Source organism: Nocardia sp. CDC153, assembly GCF_035818515.1.
Classification (GTDB): Bacteria; Actinomycetota; Actinomycetes; order Mycobacteriales; family Mycobacteriaceae; genus Nocardia.
Genome location: NZ_JAYKYU010000004.1, coordinates 289,339 through 313,132, shown reverse-complemented (window position 1 = coordinate 313,132; position 23,794 = coordinate 289,339). Strand labels below are relative to the sequence as shown.

The following is a 23,794-nucleotide window of genomic DNA, read 5'->3' as shown; positions in this document are numbered from 1 at the left end:
GCTTTACTGCGCCACAACAGTTTTCATGCGAGCCACTGACCGGAGGATCCCGGCTCGCACAGGGTCTTCAAACGCACGTCCACCTCGTCGGCGCCGAGATAGTATCCGGTCTGCTCGAATCCGCCGATGGTGTGCACCGGGTAGTCGCCGTAGCCGATGCGCAGGAAGTCGTCGCCGCTGAGTCCGTGCACGGCCCAGTCGAAGGCGACCCGTGTGCGGGCCACGATCGTGCGCAGCGCGCCCAGGTGGTAGCCCCGGGTCACGAATTGCGCTGGGACGCCGCGCAATCCGATCTTGAGCGGGCGCGCGAGGGCATCGCGGCCACCCAGGTCGACCACCAGCCCCAGATCCGTGTGCCGGTAGGGCTTCACCTCTCCCCCGCGCAGGGTGGCGAGGAGATTCTTGGCCATGTGCTTGCCCTGGCGCATGGCGTGCTGCGCGGTGGGCGGGCACACCTTGTCCGGGCCCGCGGCCAGATCGGGGACCGCGGCCGCGTCGCCGAGCGCCCACACGCCCCGCAGTCCGGGCACGCTGAAATCGGGGTGGACGACAATGCGCCCGTGATCGGTGTCGGCCCCGAGGTGTCCGGCCAATGGGCTGGGCGCGACTCCGGCGGTCCACAGCACGGTCCGCGACGGAATGAACCGGCCGTTGGTGAGCGTGACCCCGCGCGCGGTGACCTCTTTCGCCGAGGCGCCCGAAATGAGTTCGATGCCGCGTTCGGCCAGAATCTTTTTCGCGTCGTGGCCCAGCCGCTCACCGAGCTCGGGCATGATCCGGTCGCCGTGGGTGACCAGATGCCAGCGCACCATGGTCGATTCGGCCTGCGGGAAGTAGCGGCGGGCGGCGGCCTGGCAGACCTTGTTGAGCACCGCGGTGGTCTCGGTGCCCGCGTAGCCCGCGCCGATGGTGACGAAGTTGAGGCGCTCGCGGTCGATGTCCTCCTCGCCGCTGACGGCGGCCACGTCGAGCTGGCGCAGCACGTGGTCGCGCAGGTACATGGCCTCCGACAGCGTCTTCATCCCGAACCCGTGCTCGCTGAGCCCGGGCACGTCCTGGATGCGGGTGATGCTGCCGGGAGCCAGGACCAGGTGATCGAATTCGTAGGCGCATTCCTCACCGGAGTGCCGCCGCACGATGATCTGCCTGGTCTTCGGATCGACGCCGACCGCCATGCTGGGAATCACCTCGGTGCGCCGCAGCACCCGCCGCAGCGACACCGAGACCGAGCGTGGGTTGAGCGTGCCGGAGGCGACCTGCGGCAAGAGCGGCAGATACAGCAGGCCCGCATCGGGCGTGACGAGTTGGACCGACGCCTCGTCGGGCTTGACGCGGCGTTCCAGATAGCGGGCGCACTCCACGCCCGCGAAACCACCGCCGACAATTACGATCTTCGCTGGTGCCACGACTTCACCGTAACAATCCGGCGCTGTTCGCAGGTGAATCCGGCATGTCTTTTCATTTTTTCGGACGGGAAATGTGCAGCTGCGCGTACAGCCAACCGTCCGATTCGTATTCGGTGGTGTCGATACCCTTGTCCGCCAAGGCGTTCAGCACCCGGGCCTGCTCGTCCGCCGAGGCGAAACGCCGCTGACGGAACATTCCGGGCGCGCGCTCGGTGCGGTAGCCCAGCGTGGACAGGGCGGCGGCAATGGGGTCGTAGGAGAACATACGTAGCACGAAATGGGCCATCCACGGCAATTTTCCGCCGTGCGCGTGCGCGACCCGTAGGAGTGTGCGCTCGGTGATGTAGCCGACGCAGCCGGTGGAGATGATCAGATCGGCCCCGGCAAGTGTGCGGCGCTGCGCCTCGGTGGGGTCCCCGGATTCCAGGTCGGCGTGCACGATGTCCTGGAGGAAGCCCGCGGCGTGCGCGTAGTCCAGCGCGGGGCGCGAGGCGTCCATGCCGACGAATCGGACACCGGGCAGGCGGTCGTCGGAGGCCAGCAGCTCCCGATCGCGATCGATGAGTTTCGCGGTGTCGCCGGTGCTGCGATAGTGCTCGGCCAGTTCGGCCATGCCGGTGTCCAGGCGCAGCAGTGCCGCGTTCACGCCGTAGGAGCAGCCGATATCCAGCACGGTGGGTGCGGCGATGCCGGTGGCGGTGCGATATTCCGCCAGCAGTCGCTGAAAATGGGGTTTCGCCAATTCCGGTATCTGATAATCCAATTCGGCCATCCGCGCGTAATAGTCGCGCGGATCGTCGCGGTCGTAGATGTCGTCGAACGAGGCTTTCCCGGTGGAGCTGTGCAACGAAACCGGCACGCGCTGGTCCTCTCAGTCGAGCAGTGAGTCGCCGCGGACCTCGCCGACGGCCACGTGATCCGGCGTCACCCGCCCGAACAGCTGCCGGGTCCGCTCGGCCGTGCCGATCAGTCCCGGCGTATCGCTGTAGGCGAAGATCGCCGAATGCCGTTGCACCGAACCACCCACGGGTGCGACCCGATGCAACGAGAATCTCCCCTGAAACAGCTGCAGGTCACCGGGTTTCAGCGCCAGTCGTTTGACGAAGCGCTCCCCTTCCCCGGTGAGCACGGCCTTCACGTCCGCGAGGTTCTCCGCCTCCCGGGACCGGATCCCCGGGCAGTACTCGAACACCCCGCCACTTTCCGGTTCCTGGGTGAGCATGCTGACGGTGAACTCGTTGGTGTCGAAGTGCCACGGATGCGAGTTGCCGGGCGCGACGACGTTGAGGCACAAGCCCGCCAGCGGATCGGTGTACTCGTGCAGTTCGGCCAGCCCGAAGCAGTCGGCCACGAACCGCTGGAATCGCTCGTCCCTGTACAGCCGGTGGATCAGCGCGTCGCGGGGAATGAGATCCCTTGCCACGAAGGCGTTTCCGCGCCTGAGCACGATCCGTCCCGGATGGTCTTCCGGCAGTGGCGAATCCAAGGGAATGTTGTAGGCGTTGACGTCCTCGACCGTGTAGTACGCGTGCGGAGCCAGCGCCACGCCCTCATTTCGCAAGGTGCTCAACAACTCCGGTCGAATGAAGCCGCGCAGGACGCAACACCCGTCCGCGGTGAGTTCGGCCCGGGCCGCCGCGACGGCAGTCTTCCACCCCGCGCTCCCCGGTGAGTCCAGCGGATATCGCGCCCCATCCACTCCAGGCACCGACTGCCCGGTTCCATTCACTTCCGACGCGTCCGCCCAACCCCCAACCGCAACCATGCCGCCCATTGTTGCCGCCACACCCTGCGACACGCCCGGGTTCTCCCCCGAATTGTGAACACTCACTTTTCCTGCGAGCCACAGGTTCTCAGGTGTCACAGCGGCCGTTCGCGCATCCGTTCTTGCATTCGAATATGCACCGCCACGGGCGAATTCGGACTGTTTGACAACGGCGTCAATGCGGGTACACCGGTAGTGAGAGGACCGGCGCATGAATGGTCAGGGGTCTTGGGAAACAATTACCCGGGCATTGAATCGAGTATCCGGGCCGGGGAAGCGCGGGGGCGAGTGGACCACCTATCTGTGTCCGGTGCACGAGGCGGATGGGCGGCGGCATCGGCCGTCGTTGGGGGTGGTGTACAACCGGCAGCGGCAGCGGACCGTGGTGCGGTGTTTTGCCGGGTGCTCGGATGAGGATGTGCTGGAGCGGTTGGGGCTTCGGGTGCGCGATCTCTTCGATGGGCCGCCGGTGCAACGCGGGGCGCTCACGCGGGAGACCAGTGAGCCAGGATTGGCGGATCGGGCCATATTGGCTGCGGGACTGACGCTTTCGGCACACAGGCGCGACTACGGGCCGCCGATCGGGCGGCCCCGCCGGATCGCCGCGTACATCTACCGGTGGCCGGACGGGAGTGCGGCGGGGTGCGTCTTTCGGGTGCGAACGCTGCATCGGCAGGGGTATGTGAAGAGTTTCTATCAGCAGCGGCGGACCGAGAGCGGTTGGGAGTACGGCGGATTCGCGCATGTGCCGTTTCATCTGCCGGAGGTGATCGAGGCGGTGCGCGACGGGCGGGACATTTTCGTGTGCGAGGGTGAGGCGGATGTGTTGACCGCGACGCACGCGGGGCTGACGGCCACCTGCAATGCGGGCGGTGCGAACGGGTGGCATCGGGATCACGCCGAGTGGCTGCGGGGTGCGCGGCGGGTGTGGGTGGTGGCCGACCGGGATGCGCCGGGGTATCGGCATGCGGCCAAGGTGGCGGAGTCGCTCAGCGATGTGGTCGCGGAGCTGCGGGTGGTGCAGGCGCGGGACGGGAAGGATCTCAGCGATCACTGCGATGCCGGGCACCAGATTTCGGAGTTGGAGCCGGTGCCGGTGCTGGACGCGCACTACCGCGCGATGTGATTCAGGGCGCGCCCTCGACCGCGCGCTGGTAGCGGCCGATCAAAGTGCGCAGCGCCGTGACCAATTCCGGGGAGTCGACGATCTCGAAGTCGGCGTCGAGCAGGCCCAGGTAGAGGGCGAGCATCTCGGCGTGGTCGGAGCCGGGTGTGAAGGCGCAGCGGTTCTCGCCGAGTTCCTCGACGTCGATGGGGATCGGGATGCGGGCGCGGACGTGCGTGGCGGGGGCGTGGACGATCACGCGGGCACGGAATCGCCAGGTCGCCTCGCCGACTCCGCGTTCGACGTACGCGGCGATCTCGCGATCGGGCGGCAGTGCGCGCGGTGTGAAGCGCGGGCCGGTCGGCGTGCGCGGGTCCATGCGATCCACCCGGAATGTGCGCCAATCGGCGCGGTCGAGGTCCCAGGCCAGCAGGTACCAGCGCTGGTTGTGGTTGACGAGGCGATAGGGCTCGACCGCGCGGCGCGCGGCGGAACCGGAGTGGGTGCGGTAGTCGAATCGCAGTCGTTCGTGATCGCGGCAGGCGGCCGCGACGGCGGTCAGGGTGTCCGGGCTGACGCGCGGGCCGCGCATGGGAACGGGCAGCGCATGCTGAAACGCGCTCACCCGATGCCGCAGCCGCGACGGCAGAATCTGCTGCAGTTTGGTCAACGCCCGCAGCGAGGTCTCCTCGATGCCGAGCACGGAACCGCTTGCGGCGGTGCGCAACCCGACCGCCACGGCCACCGCCTCGTCGTCATCGAGCAGCAGCGGCGGCAGCGCCCCACCGGTCCCGAGGCGGTAGCCCCCGTCCACGCCCGGCCGGGCTTCCACCGGATAGCCGAGTTCCCGCAGCCGATCCATGTCCTTGCGGATGGTGCGCGGGGTGACGTCGAGCCGGTCGGCGAGATCGGCCCCGGTCCAGTCGCGCCGGGATTGCAGCAGCGACAGCAGGCGCAGCAGCCGGGCGGAGGTTTCCAACATTTTTCGATGGTATCCGCGAATTGCGGAACGAACCGTTCCGCAATGGCTCCTACCGTGGGTAGCAAGCGCAAGATGAAGAGCCTCGGAAGAGAATCTTCCTAGTGAACGGAACACCTTGATGAGCACCGAGATTCACGCTTTCCGCCTCGATGTCCCCCAGTCCGAGCTGGATTACCTGCACGACCGCCTCGCGCATGCCCGCTGGGCCGCCCAGCTCCCCGGCACCGGCTGGGAGCGCGGCATCCCCGAAGCCACTCTGCGTGAGCTGGCCGACTACTGGCGCACCGAATTCGATTGGCGGGCCCAGGAAGCCAAGCTCAATGCCTTCCCCCAGTTCACCACCGAGATCGACGGCCAGACCATTCACTTCCTGCACGTCCGTTCGCCGCGCCCGGACGCGCAGCCGCTGCTCATCACCCACGGCTTCCCCAGCTCCGTCGCGGAATTCCTGACCCTGATCCCCCTGCTCACCGATCCGGCCGAGGGCCAGGCCTTCCACGTGATCGCCCCCTCGCTCCCCGGCTACACCCTCTCCACTCCGCTCTCGGCCACCGGCTGGACCATGGCCCGCACGGCCCGGGCCTGGATCGAACTCATGGCCCGCCTCGGCTACGACCGCTACGGCGTGCACGGCGGGGATGTCGGCGGCGGCGTGTCCGGTCTGGTGGCGGCCCTGGACGGCGAGCACGTGACCGGAGTCCACGTGGTCACCGACCCCATGACCGCCGCCAATGTCGCGACCTTCCTGCCCGGCCTGGCCGACCGCCTCGACCCCAACGACCCCATCGACAAGGTCATCCTCGACCGCATGGACGCCTTCCGCCGCGAGGGCTCCGGCTACCTCGCCATCCAGAACTCCCGCCCCCAGACCATCGGCTACGGCCTGGTCGACTCCCCGCTGCTCCAATTGGCCTGGATCGCCGAGAAATTCGAGAGCTGGACCGACCTCCCCATCGACCGCGACCAACTCCTCACCACGGTCGGCCTCTACTGGTTCACCGCGTCGGGCGTCTGGGCCGCCCACACCCTCTACGAACAGTCCCACTCCACCGAATGGGGCGCACCCCCGGCCGTCCCCCAGGGCTTCGCCGTCTTCGGCGCCGACGAAACCGTCCGCCGCGTCGTCCCGGCCCCCGCCGACGCCCACTGGACCGAATACGAACGCGGCCTCCACTTCCCAGCCATGGAAGACCCCACCAACCTCGCCACCGACCTCCGCACCTTCTTCACCCCCCTGCGCTGATCGGCGAAACCCCGTACCGGCCCGGCCCTCTCGCCGGGCCGGTCCTATTTCGTCTCGAGCACCGCGGCGCGGGCCGCCCGCAGGTCTTCGAGGTCGGCGAGGGTCAGGTCGACGAGGCTGTCGCGGAAGGTGCGGCCCGGGGCGTTGGGGACGGGGACCTCGCAGGGGACCACGAGCAAGGTGCATCCGGCGGCTTGCGCCGCGATGGAGCCGGTTGGTGAATCCTCGATCGCCACGGTGTTTTCCGGGGCTACGCCGAGGAGTTCGGCGGCGCGCAGGTAGAGGTCGGGGGCGGGCTTGCCGTGGGAGACCTCGTCGGCGCAGACGGTGGCGCCGAAGAATTCGCGGCCGATGGTGTTGAGGCCGAATTCGGTCAGGGAGCGTTTGGTGTTGGTCACCAGGGCCATGGGAATGCCTGCGGCGCGGAGCATTTCGAGGGCTTCGCGGGCGCCGGGGCGCCACGGGACGGGGCCGTGGAACAATTCGGTGACGCGGTGTTCCATCCAGGCCTCGCCGTGGGCGACGGTTTCGGGGGTGTGGTCGATGCCCAGGCCGTCGAACAGGATGCGGAAGGCGTTCGGGCCCGAGGCGCCGATGAGGGCGTGGCGGACCTCGTCGGTCAGGTCACGGCCGTATTCGCCCGCGAGCTCGCGCAATGCCAGGTCCCAGAGTTTCTCCGAGTCCAGCAGCGTTCCGTCCATGTCCCACAACACCGCATCCAACCGCGCGACCACCTGCGCACTCCTTCCACCGACACCTGAATCGGCCCCGCCGCGGCGGGGCCGATTCAGCCTATCGGTTACGAGTCAGACGCCCGACGCGGTGATCAACAGCCGACCGGTCGAGGAATCCACCTGGAACCACCGGTTCTCGGTGCTGACCTGACCGTTCTTGGAGACATAGGTGAGGGTGGCGACGGCACGGTTGTCACCCTGCGCGGTGACCGCGCCCACACTGACCGAGGAGATGCCGCCCCAGAACGAGGCGTAGTTGCTGTACCCGCCCGTGGCGGACTGATACCCCGGCGACAGCATGGACCACGCGCCGCTCACATTGCCCGGCAGCATGCCGTAGTAGCTCTGGATGAACGAGGTCACCGAGGCGGCCGAGGGCGGACCGAACGGCGTGGTCGACGGCGGCGGCGTGGTGGTCGGCCGCGCCGACGAACTCGGAGCCGCCGAGGAGGACGGCGGCACGGTCGTGGTCGTGGTCGGCGCGTGCGTCGCACCGCCCGCCTGGCCCTCGCGGCTGGGCTGCTGGGTGCCGACGTCGGCGGGCCCCTGGTTCTCCGGAGCCGAGGTCACCGGCGCGGTGGCCGGGGCCGTGACGCTGCCGCCGCCTCCGGCCTGGGTTTGATTGCCGCCACCGCCACTGCGGCTCACCGCGAGTCCGATGACCGTGGCCAGAATCAGCGCGCCGACAACGCCCGCGGCGATCAGCATCAGCTGACGCGGATTCCGCGGCCCACCAACGGTTTTCACACCCGCCGGGCCGGTCGGCGGCGGCACGTTCGGCACCGTCCCGCGCGGCGCGCCCGCCCCGCCCTTGGTCATATTGACGTGCACGGTCGCGTCCTCGGCATTGCTCGGCGCACCGGTGCGCGAGGTCGACAGCACCGTGGTCTTGGCCGAACCGTCCACGGCCGCAGCCGCTTCCACCGACGGCAGCACCTTCGTCACCTGGATCGGCGCGGCGGGCGCACGACCCTCCGCGACGGCCTGCAACCGCTCCGCGGCCTGCGCCATGGTCGGCCGATCCCCCGCCTCGGCGGCGAGCAGATCCATCAGCACCGGCCCCAGCGCGGCCGCGTGCGTGGCCTGCGGCACCTGCGCTCGCGCCACCGAGTGCAGGACCGCGAGCGGGTTGTCGCCCTCACCGAACGGCGGCTTGCCCTCCACGGCGGCGTAAAGCGTTGAGCCCAAGGCGAATACGTCCGACGCCGGTTCCGGGTTCTCCCCGCGCGCCACCTCCGGCGACAGGTAGGCGGGCGTACCGGCCAGGAACCCGGTCGAGGTCACCGTGACATCCCCGGTGGCCCGCGAGATGCCGAAGTCGGTGATCTTCACCGTGCCGTCGTCGGCCACAAGGATATTGGCGGGCTTGACATCTCGGTGCACGATGCCGGCCTTGTGCGCGGCGGCGAGCGCCTCGGCCACCTTGGCGCCGATGCGGGCCACCTCGGTCGGCGCGAGCCTGCCCTTCTCCCGCATCAACGCCGCCAGGCTCACGGCGTCCACGTACTCCATGACCAGCCAGGGCTGGCCGTCCTCCTCCGCCACGTCGAACACGGTGACGGCGTTGGGGTGATGCAGGCGCGCCGCGATGCGCCCCTCACGCATCGCCCGCATCCTGGCCTCCACGGCCTGCGACCGGGTCAGGCCCGGCGTCAGCAGCAACTGCTTGACCGCGACGGTGCGCCGCAGTCGAACATCGGTCGCGCGCCACACGACCCCCATCGCACCGGTGCCGATCGGATCCGTTAGTCGGTACCGCCCCGCAATCAGCCGGTCTGAGCTCATGTGGTTATGCCCCTCCTGCAAGCTTTCGCGCCGAGCACCCTGCAACTCTGCGCGAAAGCCCGGAAACCCTGGTGAAGATATTAAGCGTTGAAGTACTTGGCTTCCGGATGCAGCAGAACGAACGCATCCGTCGACTGCTCCGGATGCAGCTGCAGCTCTTCCGACAGGATCACGCCGATCCGACCGGCGTCCAGCAGCTCTACGAGTTTGGCCCGATCCTCCAAGTTCGGGCAGGCGCCATAACCGAACGAGTACCGTGCGCCACGGTATCCGAGTTTGAAGTAATCCAGCACATCGGCGGGATCCTCGTCAGCGACCGAATGTCCTTCCAGTGTGAGCTCTTCCCGGATGCGACGGTGCCAAAACTCGGCGAGCGCCTCGGTGAGTTGCACGCCGATACCGTGCACCTCGAGGTAGTCGCGGTAGTTGTTCTCGGCGAACAGCACATTCGCGAAGTCGGCGATGGGCTGACCCATGGTGACCAGTTGGAATGGCATCACATCCACCTGACCGGTTTCGATCGCGTCCTTGCGGGAGCGAATGAAATCGGCGATGCAGAGGAACCGGTCGCGCTGTTGCCGCGGGAATGTGAATCGGAAGCGTTCCGGCGCATCGGGTTTCGGCTCGGTGAGAACAATCACATCGTCGCCCTCGGAAACCGCCGGGAAATACCCGTAGACGACCGCGGCGTGCTGCAGCACACCCTCGGCGATGAGGCGATCGAGCCAATACCGCAGGCGCGGACGGCCTTCGGTCTCCACCAGCTCCTCGTAGGAGGGTCCGTCGCCGCCGCGCTGGCCGCGCAGGCCCCACTGGCCCAGGAACAGCGCGCGCTCGTCGAGCAGCCCGGAGTACTCGTTCACCGCCAGGCCCTTGATGATCCGCGTGCCCCAGAACGGCGGCGTCGGCACGGGCAGCCCGGTGGCCACATCGGAGCGCTCGGGCACCTCGACGGGCACCTCCTTGGCCTTGCGCTCCTCGGCGATCCGCTTGGACCGCTCGTGGCGGGCCTTGCGCTCGGCCAGCTTCTCGGCCTCAGCGATGGCCTCGGGCGAGTTGGGATCCAGACCGCCGCCGCGCTTGCGGTTCATGATCTCGTCCATCAGGTGCAGGCCCTCGAAGGCGTCGCGCGCGTAGTGCACATCGCCCTCGTAGACCTCGGTGAGATCGTTCTCGACATAGCCGCGGGTCAGGGCCGCACCGCCGAGGAGGACCGGGAACTGTGCGGCCACGCCGCGGGAGTTCATCTCCTCGAGGTTCTCCTTCATGACCACGGTGGACTTCACCAGCAGCCCGGACATGCCGATGACATCGGCCTTCTTGTCCACCGCGGCATCGAGGATGGCCGAGATCGGCTGCTTGATACCGAGATTCACGACCTCGTAGCCGTTGTTCGACAGAATGATGTCGACCAGGTTCTTGCCGATGTCGTGCACGTCGCCCTTGACGGTGGCCAGCACGATGCGGCCCTTGCCCGAGTCCTCGGTGGCCTCCATGTGCGGTTCCAGGTGCGCCACAGCGGTTTTCATCACCTCGGCCGACTGCAGCACGAACGGCAGCTGCATCTGGCCCGAACCGAACAGCTCGCCAACGGTTTTCATGCCCGACAGCAGCGTCTCGTTGATGATCTGCAGCGGCGGAACCTCTTTCATGGCCGCGTCCAGATCGGCCTCGAGGCCATTGCGCTCACCGTCGACGATGCGCCGGGCCAGCCGCTCGAACAGCGGCAGCGCCGCGAGCTCCTCGGCGCGCGAGGCCTTCGAGGAAGCGGCCGAGACGCCCTCGAACAGGGCCATCAGCTTCTGCAGCGGGTCGTAGTCCTCGGTGCGGCGGTCGTAGACCAGATCCAGCGCCGCCTCGCGCTGCTCCTCCGGAATCCGGGCCATGGGCAGGATCTTCGACGCGTGCACGATCGCCGAATCCAGTCCGGCCTGGACGCATTCGTGCATGAACACCGAATTGAGCACCTGCCGCGCGGCCGGGTTCAGACCGAAGGAGATGTTCGAAAGACCCAGTGTGGTCTGCACATTCGGGTGCCGCTTCTTCAGTTCGCGGATGGCCTCGATGGTTTCGATGCCGTCGCGGCGCGACTCCTCCTGGCCGGTACCCAGGGTGAAGGTCAGCGTGTCGATGATGATGTCGGACTCGTCGAGCCCCCAGTTGCCGGTGATGTCGGCGATGAGCCGCTCGGCGATCTCCACCTTCTTCTCGGCGGTGCGCGCCTGGCCCTCCTCGTCGATGGTCAAGGCCACCACGGCCGCACCGTGTTCGGCGACCAGCGCCATGGTCTGCTGGAAGCGCGAATCCGGGCCGTCGCCGTCCTCGTAGTTCACCGAGTTGATGGCGCAGCGCCCACCCAGATGCTCCAAACCGGCCTTCAGCACCGGGGTTTCGGTGGAGTCCAGCATGATGGGCAGGGTCGACGCGGTCGCCAGCCGCGAGGCCAGCTCGGCCATATCGGCGGTGCCGTCACGACCCACGTAGTCCACGCACAGGTCCAGCATGTGCGCGCCGTCGCGGGTCTGATCCTTGGCGATGTCGAGGCACTTCTGCCAATCACCGGCCAGCATCGCCTCGCGGAATGCCTTGGAGCCGTTGGCATTCGTGCGCTCACCGATCATCAGGATCGAGGCGTCCTGCTCGAACGGGACGGCGCTGTAGATCGACGAGACACTCGGCTCGTGCACGGGGTTGCGCTTGGCCTGCTCGACCTCGCGCACCGCCTCGGCCACCTGCCGAATGTGCTCGGGCGTGGTGCCGCAGCAGCCGCCGACCAGCGACAGCCCGAACTCCGAGACGAACTGCGAGAGCGCGACCGCCAGTTCCTCGGCGGTGAGCGGGTATTCCGCACCCTTCGCGCCCAGAATCGGCAGACCGGCGTTCGGCATCACCGACACCGGCAACTGCGCGTGCTTGGACAGATGCCGCAGATGCTCGCTCATCTCGTCCGGACCGGTCGCGCAGTTGAGCCCGATCATGTCGATGCCCAGCTTCTCGAGCGCGGTCAGCGCCGCGCCGATCTCGGAACCGACCAGCATGGTGCCGGTGGTCTCCATCGTCACGTGCGTGATGATCGGAATCCGGCGGCCCGCGGTCGCCATGGCCCGGTGGCTACCGGTCACCGCGGCCTTGACCTGCAGCAGGTCCTGGCAGGTCTCGATCAGAATGGCGTCCGCGCCGCCGTCGAGCATGCCGAGGGCGGCCTCGGTGTAGGCGTCGCGCAGCGCGGCGTAGGGCGCGTGACCCAGGGTCGGCAGCTTGGTGCCCGGGCCCATGGACCCCAGCACATACCGGGGAGTCCCGTCCGCGGACTTGCCCATCTCGTCGGCGACCTCGCGCGCCAGGCGGGTGCCGCGCTCGGACAGATCGCGAATCCGATCCGCGATGTCGTAGTCGGCCAGGTTGGGCAGATTGCATCCGAAGGTATTGGTCTCGACCGCGTCGGCACCGGCCTCGAAGTACGAGCGGTGGATGTGCCGCAGCACGTCGGGGCGGGTTTCGTTGAGGATCTCGTTGCATCCCTCGAGGCCACGGAAATCGTCCAGGGTGAGATCCGCGGCCTGCAGCATCGTGCCCATCGCACCGTCCCCGATCACGACACGCCGCCTGAGCGTGTCCAAAAGGGTGGTGTCGAATTCGGCGCGGCTGCGTACAGACATGTACTCAAGAGTAGTGGGAAGGCACGACAATCCCCGCGTCGGTGTGGCGTGCTACTCCCGAGTCCGACATTGCGCGTCGCATGCACACCCGTTCGATGCACACCGTAGGCTGACCGGGTGAACGCCAGTGAATCCCCGGTGCCACCCGAATCGGACCTGCCTACGCTGCGGGATCCGGTGCTCGTGGCCGCCTTCGAAGGCTGGAACGATGCCGCCGACGCCGCCAGTGGCGCGGTCGAGCATCTGGAACTGATCTGGGACGCGCAGCCGCTGGCCGAGCTCGACTCCGAGGACTACTACGACTATCAGGTCAACCGGCCGACGGTGCGCCAGGTTGACGGGGTGACCCGCGAGATTCAGTGGCCGTCGGCCATGTTGTCGGTGTGCTCGCCCCCGGGCAGTGATCGCGATGTCGTGCTGCTGCGCGGAGTGGAACCGAATATGAGGTGGCGCAGCTTCTGCAACGACATCCTCGAATTCGTCGAACAGCTCGGCGTGTCGACGGTGGTGATCCTCGGCGCGCTCCTGGCCGATACCCCGCACACCCGGCCGGTTCCGGTGACCGGTACGGCATACAGCAAGGAAGCCGCGGAGCGCTTCAACCTGGAGCAGACCCGATACGAGGGACCGACCGGTATTACCGGGGTGCTGCAGGACGCGTGCGTGCGCGCGGGCGTTCCGGCCATCTCCTTCTGGGCCGCGGTGCCGCACTACGTGTCCCAGCCGCCGAATCCGAAAGCCATTATCGCGCTGCTGCACCGGGTCGAGGACGTGCTCGATGTCGAGGTGCCGCTCGGCGGACTGCCCGAGCAGGCCGAGGAGTGGGAGGGCGCGGTCAATGAAATGACCGCTGGCGATGAGGAAATCGCGGAGTACGTGCGCTCGTTGGAGGAGCGCGGCGACGCCGAGGTCGATATCAACGACGCCATGGCCAAGATCGACGGTGACGCCATCGCGGCCGAGTTCGAGAAGTACCTGCGCCGTCGCGGTCGCGGCGGCTTCGGCCTCTGAGCGACAGTCCGATTCGGGGCCATTTTCCCGAATTGTCCCGAAAACCATTGCCGCACCTGCGTACTCGACGCAGGTGCGGCTTGTCTTCGGGGTGAAGAGGCGTTCCGCCGAGCTAGTGCTCGACGGTCCAGACTTGCGCGGAGGCCTCGTGCGCCAGCTTCGCGATCAAGATGTCGCGCGGAATGGTCTGGCCCGCAAGATGATCGAGCGACGGCACCACCACATGATGGGCATCGGCACGCTTGAGCTCGGCCGTCAACTCCGCGAACGCGGTGCCATCGCCCGGGGTCGATTCATGGAACGTGGCGGCGAAGCAGAGTCCGGCCGACTGCGCGAGCCCGCACATGGCGTTCTCCAGCTCTTCGCCGCAGCCATCGGCCAGGTCGTCACGCACGTACCCATAGATCAACGCTTCCACCCGAACCTCCGTTGGATTGGGATCGCTGTCATGAAGTGTGCCCTGTGGAACAGCTTGGCGTAATCACGAATGCAATTGCAGATGTCAACCCACTGACATCCAGATGCCCTATCCGGGTCCATCCGGCGTTAACTGGTGAGATACTACAGAGCGTGTCCGCCGGTGACGATCGACCTGTCTGGGCTGTCCGAATGCGTGCCGAACGGGATGCTCGGGGGTGGTCACAGGCCGATGCGGTACGGGCCATGCGCGCCAAGTCGACTCACAATCTGCCAACCGACAGCACACTTCTGCGCAACTGGCGGCGGTGGGAGTCGGGCGAGTCGCGGCCCGATGATTTCTACGCCCCGATCATCGCGGCGGCTTTCGACACGGTGACGGCGGCGTTCTTCCCCAAGTCCCGACCCAATCGCGATGACGAGATGCTGTCGGCGACCGGCATGGACACGCTGGAATTCATTGGGCGACTGCGCATGTCCGATGTGTCGGGTTCCACGCTCGATGCCATCCGCATTACCGCCGATCGGCTGTGTTCGGAGTATCCGTGCGCCGATCCGCACGAGTTGCATGCCGAGGGCACGGCGTGGCTGCGCCGCATCACGTCCCTATTGGACGGCCGACTGACTCTGGCGCAGCATCGGGAAGTCCTGGTGCTCGCGGGATGGGTTGCCCTACTGGTCGGTTGCGTTGATTACGACCTGGGGTGGCGGACCGCGGCCGAGGCCACCCGGCGCGCCGCCCTGTCCCTGGGCCAGGAGGCCGAGCACGCCGAAATCATCGGCTGGGGAGCCGAAATGGCCGCTTGGTTCGCATTGACGCAGGCCAACTACAAGGGCGCGATCGAAGCGGCGGAGGCCGCGCACGCCACTACGGGACGATTGGGCGTCGGCGTCCAGCTGGCCGCCCAGCGCGCCAAGGCCTGGGCGCGGCTCGGGGATCGCCGGGAGGTGGAAAAGGCCCTCGCGCAGGGCCGTTCGATCCTGGACACCATCGAGCATCCCGCCAATCTGGACAATCACTTCGTCGTCGATCCGCAGAAGTTCGACTTCTACGCCATGGACTGCTGCCGGGTTGCCGGCGACGACCGGCGGGCGGAAAGCTTTGCCCGCCAGGTGATCCTGAACGCCACCCGGCCCGACGGCAGCATCCGCAAACCCATGCGCGTGTCCGAGGCGCATCTGACGCTGGCGGTGGTCGCGGTGCGCGATCGCAATCTGGAGCTCGCACTCGACGAGGGCATGCAGGCCTTCACCGGCAAGCGACGCTCGCTGCCCTCGCTCATGTGGATCGCGGGCGAGACCGCGCGCGAGATGATCGAGCGCTTCCCGGGCGACCCGCGCACGCGGACCTATCTCGATCAGCTGCGCTCGCTCGCGGCAGGCTGAGTTCTACCCGCTTTCCGTCCGGCCCGTTGGGTACGCTCCAGCGCATGGACTTCAGTCTGTGGACCTGCGCTGCCCGAGGGCACGAGACCTATGCCCCCACCGAGCCCGAGCTCGCGGCACGCCTCCACGTCGCCACCCCGGCGGGCGAATCCTGGCGCTGCCTGCGCTGCGGCGATTTCGTGCCCGGCGAGCCGCGCCGCACCGGACCCGCCGACGACGCGCCCGAGGTGCCGCGCGGGCATCTGCTGCGCGACCGGATCATCATGCGGCTGCTGGCGGCGGAGCGGGTCATCCGCGGCATCGTTTTCATTCTCCTGGGCGCTGGCGTATTGAAGCTGCGCGGTTCCCGCGAGCATTGGAAGGCCAACTGGGACAAGGACCTTCCGCTGATTCGGCAGCTGGCCGATCAGATCGGGTTCAATCCGGATCATTCGAAGATCATTCGCGGCATCGACAAGGCGTTCACGCTGTCGCCGAATGTGCTGGTGTGGATCGCGGTCGGCCTGTTCGCCTACGCGGCCATCGAACTCATCGAGGCGGTCGGCCTGTGGCTGGTCAAGCGCTGGGGTGAGTATTTCGCGGTCATCGCGACGTCCATCTTCCTGCCGTTGGAAATCTACGAGCTGACCGAGAAGATCACCTTCCTGCGAGCGGGCGCGCTCCTGATCAACGTGGCGGCCGTGGTCTGGTTGCTCTGGAGCAAGCGGCTTTTCGGCCTCAATGGCGGCGCGGCGAAGTACTACGCCGAACACCACTCCGAGAGCCTGCTCACCGTCGAGCGCGCCGCCGTGGCGGAGCAGCGAAACGCACAGCAGCGCACCGAACGGATCGTCACCAGGCACCACCCCTGACACAGCGGGACCGCTGTAACCCCGGCATCTATTCATATAGGTCGCGGCGTGGCGCCCCCGGTAACTCCGCCACGCCGCGACGTCCCGGTGGGACTACGGGGTGACGATATTGAAGTTGGGGTTCGGCTTGTCCATGACATCCTTGAGCTGCTTCAGTTTCAGGGCGTCGCCACTGACCTTGATCGCGCCGGACTGGACTTCCTTCACGATTTCCTTGGCCCCGGTCATGACCGCGATCAGCTCCAGGCGCGAGAGGGTGAAGGTGGCGTCGGGGGCCGGGCCCTTGAAGTCGGCCGGGACCACGTAGTGGATGAGCACGCCATTGCGGAGCTCGGTGCGGTAGGTCTTGTTCTCCTCGGGAATGATCCAGTGGGCCACCAGGTTCAGGTCCCAGGCCTTGGGGCCGTTGACCAGGAAGGCCGCGGAGTCGAAGACCTGATCGACGCTCAGGGCGCTGATCATGCTGGCGGAGTTGGCCTTCGTGGGGGTCCCGAAATTGCCATTGCGCAGCTCGTAGGCGCCGGAGAGGTAGAAGTTGCGCCAGGTGGCGTTCTCCGAACCGTAGGCGAGCTGCTCGAAGGCGCTGGCCTGCAGCATCTTCGCCTTCTCATTGTTCGGGTCGGCGAAGATCAGGTAGTTGAGAACCTGGACGCACCAACGGTAGTCGCCGTCGGAGTAGGCCTTGCGGGCCACCTTCAGCACACCGCTCGCCCCGCCCATGGCCTCCACGTGCCGCTTGCCGGACTCGACCGGCGGATGCTCCCACAGGTGCGCCGGGTTGCCGTCGAACCAACCCATGTAGCGCTGGTAGACGGCCTTCACGTCGTGGCTGACCGAACCGTAGTAGCCGTGGTTGTACCACTTCTGCTCGATGGCGGGCGGCATCTGGATCATCTCGGCGATCTCGATGCCGGTGTATCCCTGGTTGAGCAGGCGCAGGGTCTGGTCGTGGAGGTAGGCGTAAGTATCGCGTTGCAGCGTCAGCCATTCGGTGAGCTTGTCGCCGCCCCAGGTGGGCCAGTGGTGCGAGGCGAAGGCGACATCGGAGATGCCCGCGAACATATTGATGGTCTCGGTCAGATACTGCGACCAGACGTGCGCGTCCCGCACCAGCGCACCGCGCAGGGTGAGCAGATTGTGCAGGGTGTGGGTGGCGTTCTCGGCCATGCACATCGCGCGGAAGTCCGGGAAGTAGAAGTTCATCTCCGCCGGAGCCTCGGTGCCCGGGGTGACCTGGAAGACGACGCGGACGCCGTCGATGGTCTCTTCCTGGCCGGTGTGGGTGATGTCGTGGGTGGGCGGAATGAGGCTGACCATGCCCGTGGAGGTGGTCATGCCCAGGCCCGCGCCGACCATGCCCTTCTCACCGCGCGGCAGTGCCGCGCCGTACATGTAGGCCGAGCGACGCGCCATGGCGGTACCGGCGAAGATGTTCTCCTCCACCGCGTGTTCGGTGAAACCCGTTGGCGCGTACACCGGTACGCGACCCGACGAGACGTCCTCGGCGGTGATGACGCCCAGCGCGCCACCGAAGTGGTCGACGTGGCAGTGGGTGTAGATCATGGCGGTGACCGGCTTGTCGCCGCGGTGCGCGCGATACAGGTCCAGGCCCGCCTTGGCGGTCTCCACCGAGATGAGCGGGTCGATGACGATGATGCCGGTCTTGCCCTCGATGATCGTCATGTTCGACAGGTCCAGGCCGCGAACCTGGTAGATGCCCGGAACCACCTCGTAGAGGCCCTCCTTCACCACCAGCTGCGACTGCCGCCACAGCGAGGGGTGCACCGAATTGGGGCAGCTGCCCTGGATGAAGCCGAAGGAGTCGTTGTCCCAGACCGTATTTCCCTGGGCATCCTTGACGACGTCGGGTTCGAGCTTGGCGATGAAACCCTTGTCGGCGTCGGCGAAGTCCTGGGTGTCGTTGAACGGCAGTGACGACTGCGCCTGCTTGTGCTGGTCGACGATGTGGTCGCTGGGATCGACCGAGTTCTTCGTGGTCTGTTCGGCGGCCGAGCCGCCCGAGGAGTCACTGTCGCAGCCCGCGACCGCCGCACCCACCCCGACGGCGGCGAGCGCGGCCGCGCCCACCCCGAACACCCCGCGTCGGGAAACCCGGAAACCGCGCGGCTTCCGATGGCCCCCGGTGTTCGTGAGGTCTTCGTCGGTCATCAGCACTCTCCTGTCATGCGGTGGATGTGGCGACAGAAAGACGGGTAGCTGAATAGCCGCCACTGATTCTGCCCTGCCGGCGACCCTACTCACTATTGCAGTCTCTCTGCAATAGACTGCAAACATGACGTCGCTCATAACCCCCGTGCTCCTCCGCCGGACCTGCGCGCACGCGGTCCGACCACATGTGATCGGATTCTTGCCATGAGCGAGGGCAAGGGCGAGAGCCCGCGGCGGCGGCGCAATCCCGAACAGACCCGCAGGGCCATCATCGAAGCCTTGCTGTCGGCCGTGCACGAGGGCGAGTACGACCCGACCACCCGCAGCATCGCCGACCGCGCCGGAGTGTCCGAACGCAGCATTTTCGTGCACTTTCCGACCCGCACCGCCCTCCTCACGGCCGCGGTGGACCAGCAGTCCGAGCAGGTGGAGGAGCTCATCACCGACGCCGATCCGGCATTGCCCCTCGATCAGCGCATCGACGCCGTGGTGCGCCAGAGCGAGGCGATCTTCGCTCTGCAGCGCGAGCCACGCGTGCTCGGCCTCATCGAATCCTTGCGCACCCCGGCCGTCGACGAGCGAATGCGCCTGACCGACAAGCGCATTCGCGATGCCCTGGGCCGAGTGTTCGCCCCCGAGCTGGCCCGCAACGAGGGCGAACAGCTCCTGGACCTGATCGACGCGACGGTCGGCTGGCCCTACCGCCACCACCTGATGGACCGTCGTGGCCTGTCCAAGCGCGCCGCCTCCGACGCCATCCGCCGCGCCCTCACGGCCATGCTGGAGCGCTGACCTGCACCGGCCGCGCGATTCCCGGCCGCCACCGGCCGCTCTCCCGTACCATCCCGGTTTACCTGCCGAACAACGGATTTCCTGCCGGAGGCACGCCATGCAGTATCGGCCCACGGCACCGGAGTTGCTGACGGCACTCGCGGATCTGCTGGAGCGCACCCTCCTCCCCGCGCTACCGCCCGAATTGCGACATCAGGCGCGCGTCGGCGCGCATCTGGCACGAATGCTGGAACGGGAGCTGACACTCGAATCCCTGCCCGACCCACCCGAGGTCACCGACGACGAGGCGCTGTGGGCGGCCCTGGTCCCGGTCGTCCGCGCCGACCTGGCCATCGCCAAGCCCGGCTATGACGCCTGGGAGGGCGAATGAACGGCGACCTCGTGGCGGGACTGTCCCGCTTCCTCTCCGACGACATCGGCCGAACCGTGCCGGTGTCGGATGTCCAGCCGCTTTCGGCGGGCGCGCGGCGACGCAATATCGCCTTCGACGCCGACCTCGGCGGATGCGTGCTCCGCCTGGTGGCGACCCTCGTTCCCCCTAGCATCCAGCTGCTCCCCGTCGAGGTGGAGGCGGGCGTGCGCGAACTGGCCCGCGAACATGACGTCCCGGTTCCCCACGTGCTGGCCGTCTGCACCGACACCGGCTACGTCGGCGAGCCGTTCATGCTGTCCGAGAGGCTCGACGGCGAGACCGTGCCCCGCCGCGTCCTGCGCCTGGTCCAGCAATCCGGCAACGGCGACCTGATCGCCGAACAGCTCGGCCGAGCCATGGGCAGCCTGCATGCCATCGACCCCGACAAAGCCTCCCCCGACCTCCCCGGCCGAGCCGACGTCGATCCCGCCGAAGCCCTTCTGACAGAAGCGGAATCACAGGTATCCCACCTCCTCCCCGACCGCCCGGTGTTCGCCCTGGCCCTACGCTGGCTGACCCGCAACCTCCCCAGCTCTCCCGACCGACTCACGCTGGTGCACACCGATATTCGCAACGGCAACCTCATCATCGGCCCCGAAGGCCTTCGCGCCGTCCTGGATTGGGAAGGCACCCAACGCTACGGCGACCCCATGCGCGACGCCGCCTGGTCCGCCCTGCGCATGTGGCGCTTCGGTCTGGACGACCGGGAAATCGGCGGCTTCTCCACCCGCTCCCCCTTCCTTCGCGGATACGCCTCCGCCGGTGGCACTTTCGACCCCGACCGCTTCCGCTGGTGGAAGGTGGCCTGCACCTTGGCCTGGGGAACCATGCTCGCGACCCAGACGGCAGCTTTCCTGGATGGCACGGTCCCCAACATCGTCATGGCCGCCAGCGGCCGACGCATCCCCGAAATCGAATGGGACCTGCTCATGCAGACCCGCCCCACCGCATCGAGGTGACCAGCCATGGATTTCGAACTCCCCGACCACCTCCAGAAATACCTGGCCGAACTGGACGAGTTCATAGACCGCGAAATAGTCCCGTTGGAACAAACCGACGATAATATTCGATTCTTCGACCACCGCCGCGAAGACGCCCGCACCGACTGGCACCGCGGTGGCCTACCGAACGCCGAATGGGAAGACCTCCTGGCGGAGTCGCGCAGAAGAGCGGACGCCGCCGGCCACCTCCGCTACGCCTACCCCGCCGAATACGGCGGCCGCGACGGCGGCAACCTCGACATGGCCGTAATCCGCGAACACCTGGCCCGCCGCGGCCTGGGCCTACACTGCGACCTCCAAACCGAACACGCGGTGGTAGCCAACAACATAGGCCTACTCCTCATGCACGAATACGGCACCGCCGCCCAAAAATCCGACTGGATCGACGACCTGGCCACCGGCGCGAAGTATTTCGGATTCGGCATCACCGAACCCGCCCACGGCTCCGACGCCACCTACATGGAAACCACCGCCGTACGAGACGGCGACTCCTGGATCATCAACGGCGAGAAAACCTTCAACACCGGCATGCACCGAGCCGACGCCGACCTGATCTTCGCCCGCACCTCCGGCAAACCGGGCGACGGTGTGGGGATCACCGCATTCCTGGTCCCCGTCGGCACACCAGGCTTTCAGATCGCCGAGTTCCTCTGGACTTTCAATATGCCCACCGACCACGCGCATGTGGTGTTGAGGGATGTCCGGGTGCCCGCCGAGACCATCTTCGGCAAGGAAGGGCGGGGGCTGGCAGTCGTGCAGCACTTCTTCAACGAGAACCGCCTGCGTCAGGCGGCATCCAGCCTTGGTGCCGCGCAATTCTGTATCGACCAGTCGATCGCATATGCCAAGCAGCGCAAGACCTTCGGGGTACCGCTGGCGGCCAATCAGGCGATTCAGTTTCCGGTGGTGGAGTTGAGTACGCAGTGCGAGATGCTGCGGAGCTTCATCCACCGAACGGCGTGGGCCATGGATCGGTACGGGGCATTCACGCAGTCCGCGCAGGTGTCGATGTGTAACTACTGGTCCAATCGGTTGTGCTGTGAAGCCGCCGATCGGGCGATGCAGATACATGGCGGGCTTGGGTATTCGCGGCACACGCCCTTCGAGCACATCTACCGGCATCACCGGCGGTATCGGATCACCGAGGGTAGTGAGGAAATCCAGATGCGGAGAGTGGCCGGGTATCTCTTCGGCTTCATGCAGCAACAAGCGCCAAAAGGCGTCTAACGACGAAAGAACAAGAGATAAAAGAAGAAAAGATAAAAGATGCCTGGAGGAGGGAGAGAGGGTGGCCGAGCTTGCGAGGCCCTCTCACCTACCAGCCGACACCGGGAAAGACCCGCACCTTCCAGCCGCCTCACCTACCGGCACCTCACTCACGTTCCAGCCCGCTCACCGCTCGGCCGTTCATCTGTCCCTATGGAATTGTCAATGGACTTGAAGCCGTGGAGCTGTCGAACGATTCGGGTCTGTGTTTGTTGGGTTTTCTCGAGAAGGTGATGCGTGCAGTCCGTGGGCTGGGAGGTGAGGTGGCGGCTCCCGACCTGGCGTCAGCCCCAGTGCGGTAGGGCAGGCGAGGTGACCACGCTTCCTCATTGTTTTGCGCACGCCAGCAGGGCAGGGGCAGCCGGGCGGCAAGCAACCCGAGAGGCCCCACCTGTTGTCGGCGTTAACACTGGTGAATTTGACGCAAGCGTTCGTGGCGTGCGCGAGCCAGCGACCGCGCCAACAACTCAGGCGCGTGGTGGGATTCGTTGATGCGCGGTGTGCCGGTGGGATCGATATGTGAGGGTGCGATCCACCCGATCCGCCCCGGCGTCTCCGACTCCGGACCCAAAACCACGGTTTTCCAGCCACCGGGCCCGTCGTGGACCAGCGCATGGCAGGAATCGCACGCCAGGGTGAGGTTTTCGATGTCGGTGGCCCCGCCCTTGGACCATTCGGTCACATGATGCACCGCAGCCATGGTGGCCGGGGCCGTGCATCCGGGTCGACTGCAGCCCTTCTCGGCCGCGATCAACGCCATCCGCTGATCGGGTGAGGCGAGGCGGTTCTTCTTGGCGCGCCCCAAATGCAGGGGACGACCGGAGTGGTCGAAGAGGGCCAGGAAGGGGATGGCCTGCTCGGCCAGCCGCAACGCCTCGGGGATGGAGATGGTGCCACCGGAGGCGGTGGTGGTGACCCCAGCAGCGGCCTCGAGCTCGGCCACGGTCATGGTGAAGATCGTCGACACCGGCAGGCCCCGGTGGTGACCGAACTGAGCCGGACCCAGATCCGGGCGCAGCAGCGCCAACAGCGCGTCGTGGGTGCGCTGCGCGGTCGAACGCCGATCGCGTTGCGCGGCAGCCTCCACCGTCTCCGGGTTGAGGTTTTCGTCGGCCACCCACGGGCTCTGCGGGTCGTCGGGGTTGCACATGCCCGGGCGCGCGGCCTTGGCCAGGTAGGGGTCGAGCACCGCGCTCAGGGCGGGGGTGATCAGCCCGGAGATCGGACGCATCCCATCGGCGCGCTGCGCGCCGAGGCTGACCCCACGCATCCGCGCACGATCCTCCTCGCTGCTGCGCTTGCCATCCGGATCCAGGTAGGCCAACAGATGCTCACCCGCCTTCGGGAGCGCGTCCGGGCCGGTCTGCACGGCCAAATGCACCAGCTGGCTCTCAGCGATGGCACGATCATCGGCGTTCACGCTCCCAGGAATCCGACCCATGATCTTCACGATCGCGCGCACATGCGCCTCGGAGATGAACCCGCACTCCTGCGCCGAAGCCGTCCACGCCAACTCCACGGGCCGCTCCCCGCCACTCGGATCGGTCTTGGCCGCCAACACCTGCACCGCGTTCGCCCGCGCCAACGCTTCCCCACGCCCCAAATGCAGCGTCTCGGCCAAAAACCGCGACAACTTGCCCACCCCGGCCTTCTGCGGCAACGACCGAACCTCGGCCTCGGCAGCCAACTTCCGAGCCACCGCCTCCAACTGCCGCCGCGCCTCCTCCACCTCCCGCATCGTGGACACGACCTCGTCATCGGTACACGGCATCAACGACTGGTAAATGAGGTCATCGGCAGCCCCACGCAA

The 23,794-nt window shown here is 67.1% G+C and carries 19 protein-coding genes; 9 read left to right on the top strand and 10 right to left on the bottom strand.

Features of this window, described 5'->3' with window-relative positions:
• Window positions 1-23: 23 nt before the first annotated feature.
• From VMT65_RS23910 to VMT65_RS23900, 3 genes are read right to left on the bottom strand one after another with little or no spacing between them, the layout of a single operon-like run.
• Complete coding sequence (locus tag VMT65_RS23910) at window positions 24-1,406, bottom strand: NAD(P)/FAD-dependent oxidoreductase (protein WP_326310627.1); 1,383 nt, start codon at window positions 1,404-1,406, stop codon at window positions 24-26.
• A gap of 52 nt (window positions 1,407-1,458) precedes the next feature.
• Window positions 1,459-2,265, bottom strand: coding sequence for a class I SAM-dependent methyltransferase (locus VMT65_RS23905; protein ID WP_326310626.1), 807 nt, complete (start codon window positions 2,263-2,265; stop codon window positions 1,459-1,461).
• Between the two features lie 12 nt (window positions 2,266-2,277).
• Window positions 2,278-3,105: a HalD/BesD family halogenase gene (locus VMT65_RS23900; RefSeq protein WP_326310625.1), complete on the bottom strand. Its 828-nt coding sequence runs from the start codon at window positions 3,103-3,105 to the stop codon at window positions 2,278-2,280.
• Window positions 3,106-3,421: 316 nt separating this feature from the next.
• On the opposite strand from VMT65_RS23900, the gene VMT65_RS23895 reads away from it, so the two are divergent.
• Window positions 3,422-4,297, top strand: coding sequence for a toprim domain-containing protein (locus VMT65_RS23895; RefSeq protein ID WP_326310624.1), 876 nt, complete (start codon window positions 3,422-3,424; stop codon window positions 4,295-4,297).
• A gap of 1 nt (window position 4,298) precedes the next feature.
• On the opposite strand, the gene VMT65_RS23890 is transcribed toward VMT65_RS23895, so the two are convergent.
• On the bottom strand, window positions 4,299-5,258 hold the full coding sequence (locus VMT65_RS23890; RefSeq protein WP_326310623.1) for a helix-turn-helix transcriptional regulator: 960 nt from the start codon (window positions 5,256-5,258) through the stop codon (window positions 4,299-4,301).
• 118 nt (window positions 5,259-5,376) lie between these two features.
• Here VMT65_RS23890 and VMT65_RS23885 point away from each other — a divergent pair, with 118 nt between their 5' ends.
• Complete coding sequence (locus VMT65_RS23885) at window positions 5,377-6,501, top strand: epoxide hydrolase family protein (protein ID WP_326310622.1); 1,125 nt, start codon at window positions 5,377-5,379, stop codon at window positions 6,499-6,501.
• Between the two features lie 44 nt (window positions 6,502-6,545).
• On the opposite strand, the gene VMT65_RS23880 is transcribed toward VMT65_RS23885, so the two are convergent.
• From VMT65_RS23880 to metH, 3 genes are all read right to left on the bottom strand, one after another.
• Window positions 6,546-7,235, bottom strand: a complete 690-nt coding sequence (locus VMT65_RS23880; RefSeq protein ID WP_326310621.1) for an HAD family hydrolase — start codon at window positions 7,233-7,235, stop codon at window positions 6,546-6,548.
• 72 nt (window positions 7,236-7,307) lie between these two features.
• Window positions 7,308-9,020, bottom strand: a complete 1,713-nt coding sequence (locus VMT65_RS23875) for a serine/threonine-protein kinase (RefSeq protein ID WP_326310620.1) — start codon at window positions 9,018-9,020, stop codon at window positions 7,308-7,310.
• An 80-nt stretch (window positions 9,021-9,100) separates the two neighbouring features.
• A complete protein-coding gene (metH, locus tag VMT65_RS23870) occupies window positions 9,101-12,679 on the bottom strand; it encodes a methionine synthase (protein ID WP_326310619.1) in 3,579 nt (1,192 codons plus the stop codon).
• A 117-nt stretch (window positions 12,680-12,796) separates the two neighbouring features.
• On the opposite strand from metH, the gene VMT65_RS23865 reads away from it, so the two are divergent.
• Window positions 12,797-13,690, top strand: a complete 894-nt coding sequence (locus VMT65_RS23865) for a PAC2 family protein (RefSeq protein ID WP_326310618.1) — start codon at window positions 12,797-12,799, stop codon at window positions 13,688-13,690.
• Window positions 13,691-13,802: 112 nt separating this feature from the next.
• Here VMT65_RS23865 and VMT65_RS23860 read toward each other — a convergent pair whose 3' ends face one another.
• Window positions 13,803-14,108, bottom strand: coding sequence for a hypothetical protein (locus VMT65_RS23860; RefSeq protein ID WP_326310617.1), 306 nt, complete (start codon window positions 14,106-14,108; stop codon window positions 13,803-13,805).
• Window positions 14,109-14,299: 191 nt separating this feature from the next.
• On the opposite strand from VMT65_RS23860, the gene VMT65_RS23855 reads away from it, so the two are divergent.
• Together VMT65_RS23855 and VMT65_RS23850 are read left to right on the top strand one after the other, a co-directional pair.
• Window positions 14,300-15,493, top strand: coding sequence for an XRE family transcriptional regulator (locus VMT65_RS23855; protein ID WP_326310616.1), 1,194 nt, complete (start codon window positions 14,300-14,302; stop codon window positions 15,491-15,493).
• 44 nt (window positions 15,494-15,537) lie between these two features.
• Complete coding sequence (locus VMT65_RS23850; protein WP_326310615.1) at window positions 15,538-16,344, top strand: DUF2127 domain-containing protein; 807 nt, start codon at window positions 15,538-15,540, stop codon at window positions 16,342-16,344.
• Window positions 16,345-16,437: 93 nt separating this feature from the next.
• On the opposite strand, the gene VMT65_RS23845 is transcribed toward VMT65_RS23850, so the two are convergent.
• Window positions 16,438-18,513 carry an alkyl/aryl-sulfatase gene (locus VMT65_RS23845; RefSeq protein ID WP_326310614.1) on the bottom strand — a complete coding sequence of 692 codons (2,076 nt, stop codon included), beginning with the start codon at window positions 18,511-18,513 and terminating at the stop codon, window positions 16,438-16,440.
• A 204-nt stretch (window positions 18,514-18,717) separates the two neighbouring features.
• Here VMT65_RS23845 and VMT65_RS23840 point away from each other — a divergent pair, with 204 nt between their 5' ends.
• From VMT65_RS23840 to VMT65_RS23825, 4 genes are all read left to right on the top strand, one after another.
• Window positions 18,718-19,305: a TetR/AcrR family transcriptional regulator gene (locus tag VMT65_RS23840; RefSeq protein ID WP_326310613.1), complete on the top strand. Its 588-nt coding sequence runs from the start codon at window positions 18,718-18,720 to the stop codon at window positions 19,303-19,305.
• A gap of 97 nt (window positions 19,306-19,402) precedes the next feature.
• Window positions 19,403-19,675 (top strand): hypothetical protein, encoded by a 273-nt coding sequence (locus VMT65_RS23835; RefSeq protein WP_326310612.1) that lies wholly within the window; start codon window positions 19,403-19,405, stop codon window positions 19,673-19,675.
• Entirely contained in the window at window positions 19,672-20,676 is a 1,005-nt protein-coding gene (locus VMT65_RS23830) for a phosphotransferase family protein (protein WP_326310611.1), read from the top strand. Before VMT65_RS23835 ends, VMT65_RS23830 begins: the two co-directional genes overlap by 4 nt.
• A gap of 6 nt (window positions 20,677-20,682) precedes the next feature.
• Window positions 20,683-21,945, top strand: coding sequence for an acyl-CoA dehydrogenase family protein (locus VMT65_RS23825; protein WP_326310610.1), 1,263 nt, complete (start codon window positions 20,683-20,685; stop codon window positions 21,943-21,945).
• 442 nt (window positions 21,946-22,387) lie between these two features.
• Here the strand turns inward: VMT65_RS23825 and VMT65_RS23820 are convergent, their stop codons facing one another.
• Window positions 22,388-23,755, bottom strand: a complete 1,368-nt coding sequence (locus tag VMT65_RS23820) for an HNH endonuclease signature motif containing protein (RefSeq protein ID WP_326310609.1) — start codon at window positions 23,753-23,755, stop codon at window positions 22,388-22,390.
• Between the last annotated feature and the right edge of the window lie 39 nt (window positions 23,756-23,794).

What these genes read in the sequence shown, in the direction of transcription:
- VMT65_RS23890 (WP_326310623.1), bottom strand. Translation starts at nt 5,258, where the DNA reads ATGTTGGAAACCTCCGCCCGGCTGCTGCGCCTGCTGTCGCTGCTGCAA.
- VMT65_RS23885 (WP_326310622.1), top strand. Translation starts at nt 5,377, where the DNA reads ATGAGCACCGAGATTCACGCTTTCCGCCTCGATGTCCCCCAGTCCGAG.
- VMT65_RS23875 (WP_326310620.1), bottom strand. Translation starts at nt 9,020, where the DNA reads ATGAGCTCAGACCGGCTGATTGCGGGGCGGTACCGACTAACGGATCCG.
- metH (WP_326310619.1), bottom strand. Translation starts at nt 12,679, where the DNA reads ATGTCTGTACGCAGCCGCGCCGAATTCGACACCACCCTTTTGGACACG.
- VMT65_RS23855 (WP_326310616.1), top strand. Translation starts at nt 14,300, where the DNA reads ATGCGTGCCGAACGGGATGCTCGGGGGTGGTCACAGGCCGATGCGGTA.
- VMT65_RS23850 (WP_326310615.1), top strand. Translation starts at nt 15,538, where the DNA reads ATGGACTTCAGTCTGTGGACCTGCGCTGCCCGAGGGCACGAGACCTAT.
- VMT65_RS23845 (WP_326310614.1), bottom strand. Translation starts at nt 18,513, where the DNA reads ATGACCGACGAAGACCTCACGAACACCGGGGGCCATCGGAAGCCGCGC.
- VMT65_RS23840 (WP_326310613.1), top strand. Translation starts at nt 18,718, where the DNA reads ATGAGCGAGGGCAAGGGCGAGAGCCCGCGGCGGCGGCGCAATCCCGAA.
- VMT65_RS23835 (WP_326310612.1), top strand. Translation starts at nt 19,403, where the DNA reads ATGCAGTATCGGCCCACGGCACCGGAGTTGCTGACGGCACTCGCGGAT.
- VMT65_RS23830 (WP_326310611.1), top strand. Translation starts at nt 19,672, where the DNA reads ATGAACGGCGACCTCGTGGCGGGACTGTCCCGCTTCCTCTCCGACGAC.
- VMT65_RS23825 (WP_326310610.1), top strand. Translation starts at nt 20,683, where the DNA reads ATGGATTTCGAACTCCCCGACCACCTCCAGAAATACCTGGCCGAACTG.
- VMT65_RS23820 (WP_326310609.1), bottom strand. Translation starts at nt 23,755, where the DNA reads ATGCCGTGTACCGATGACGAGGTCGTGTCCACGATGCGGGAGGTGGAG.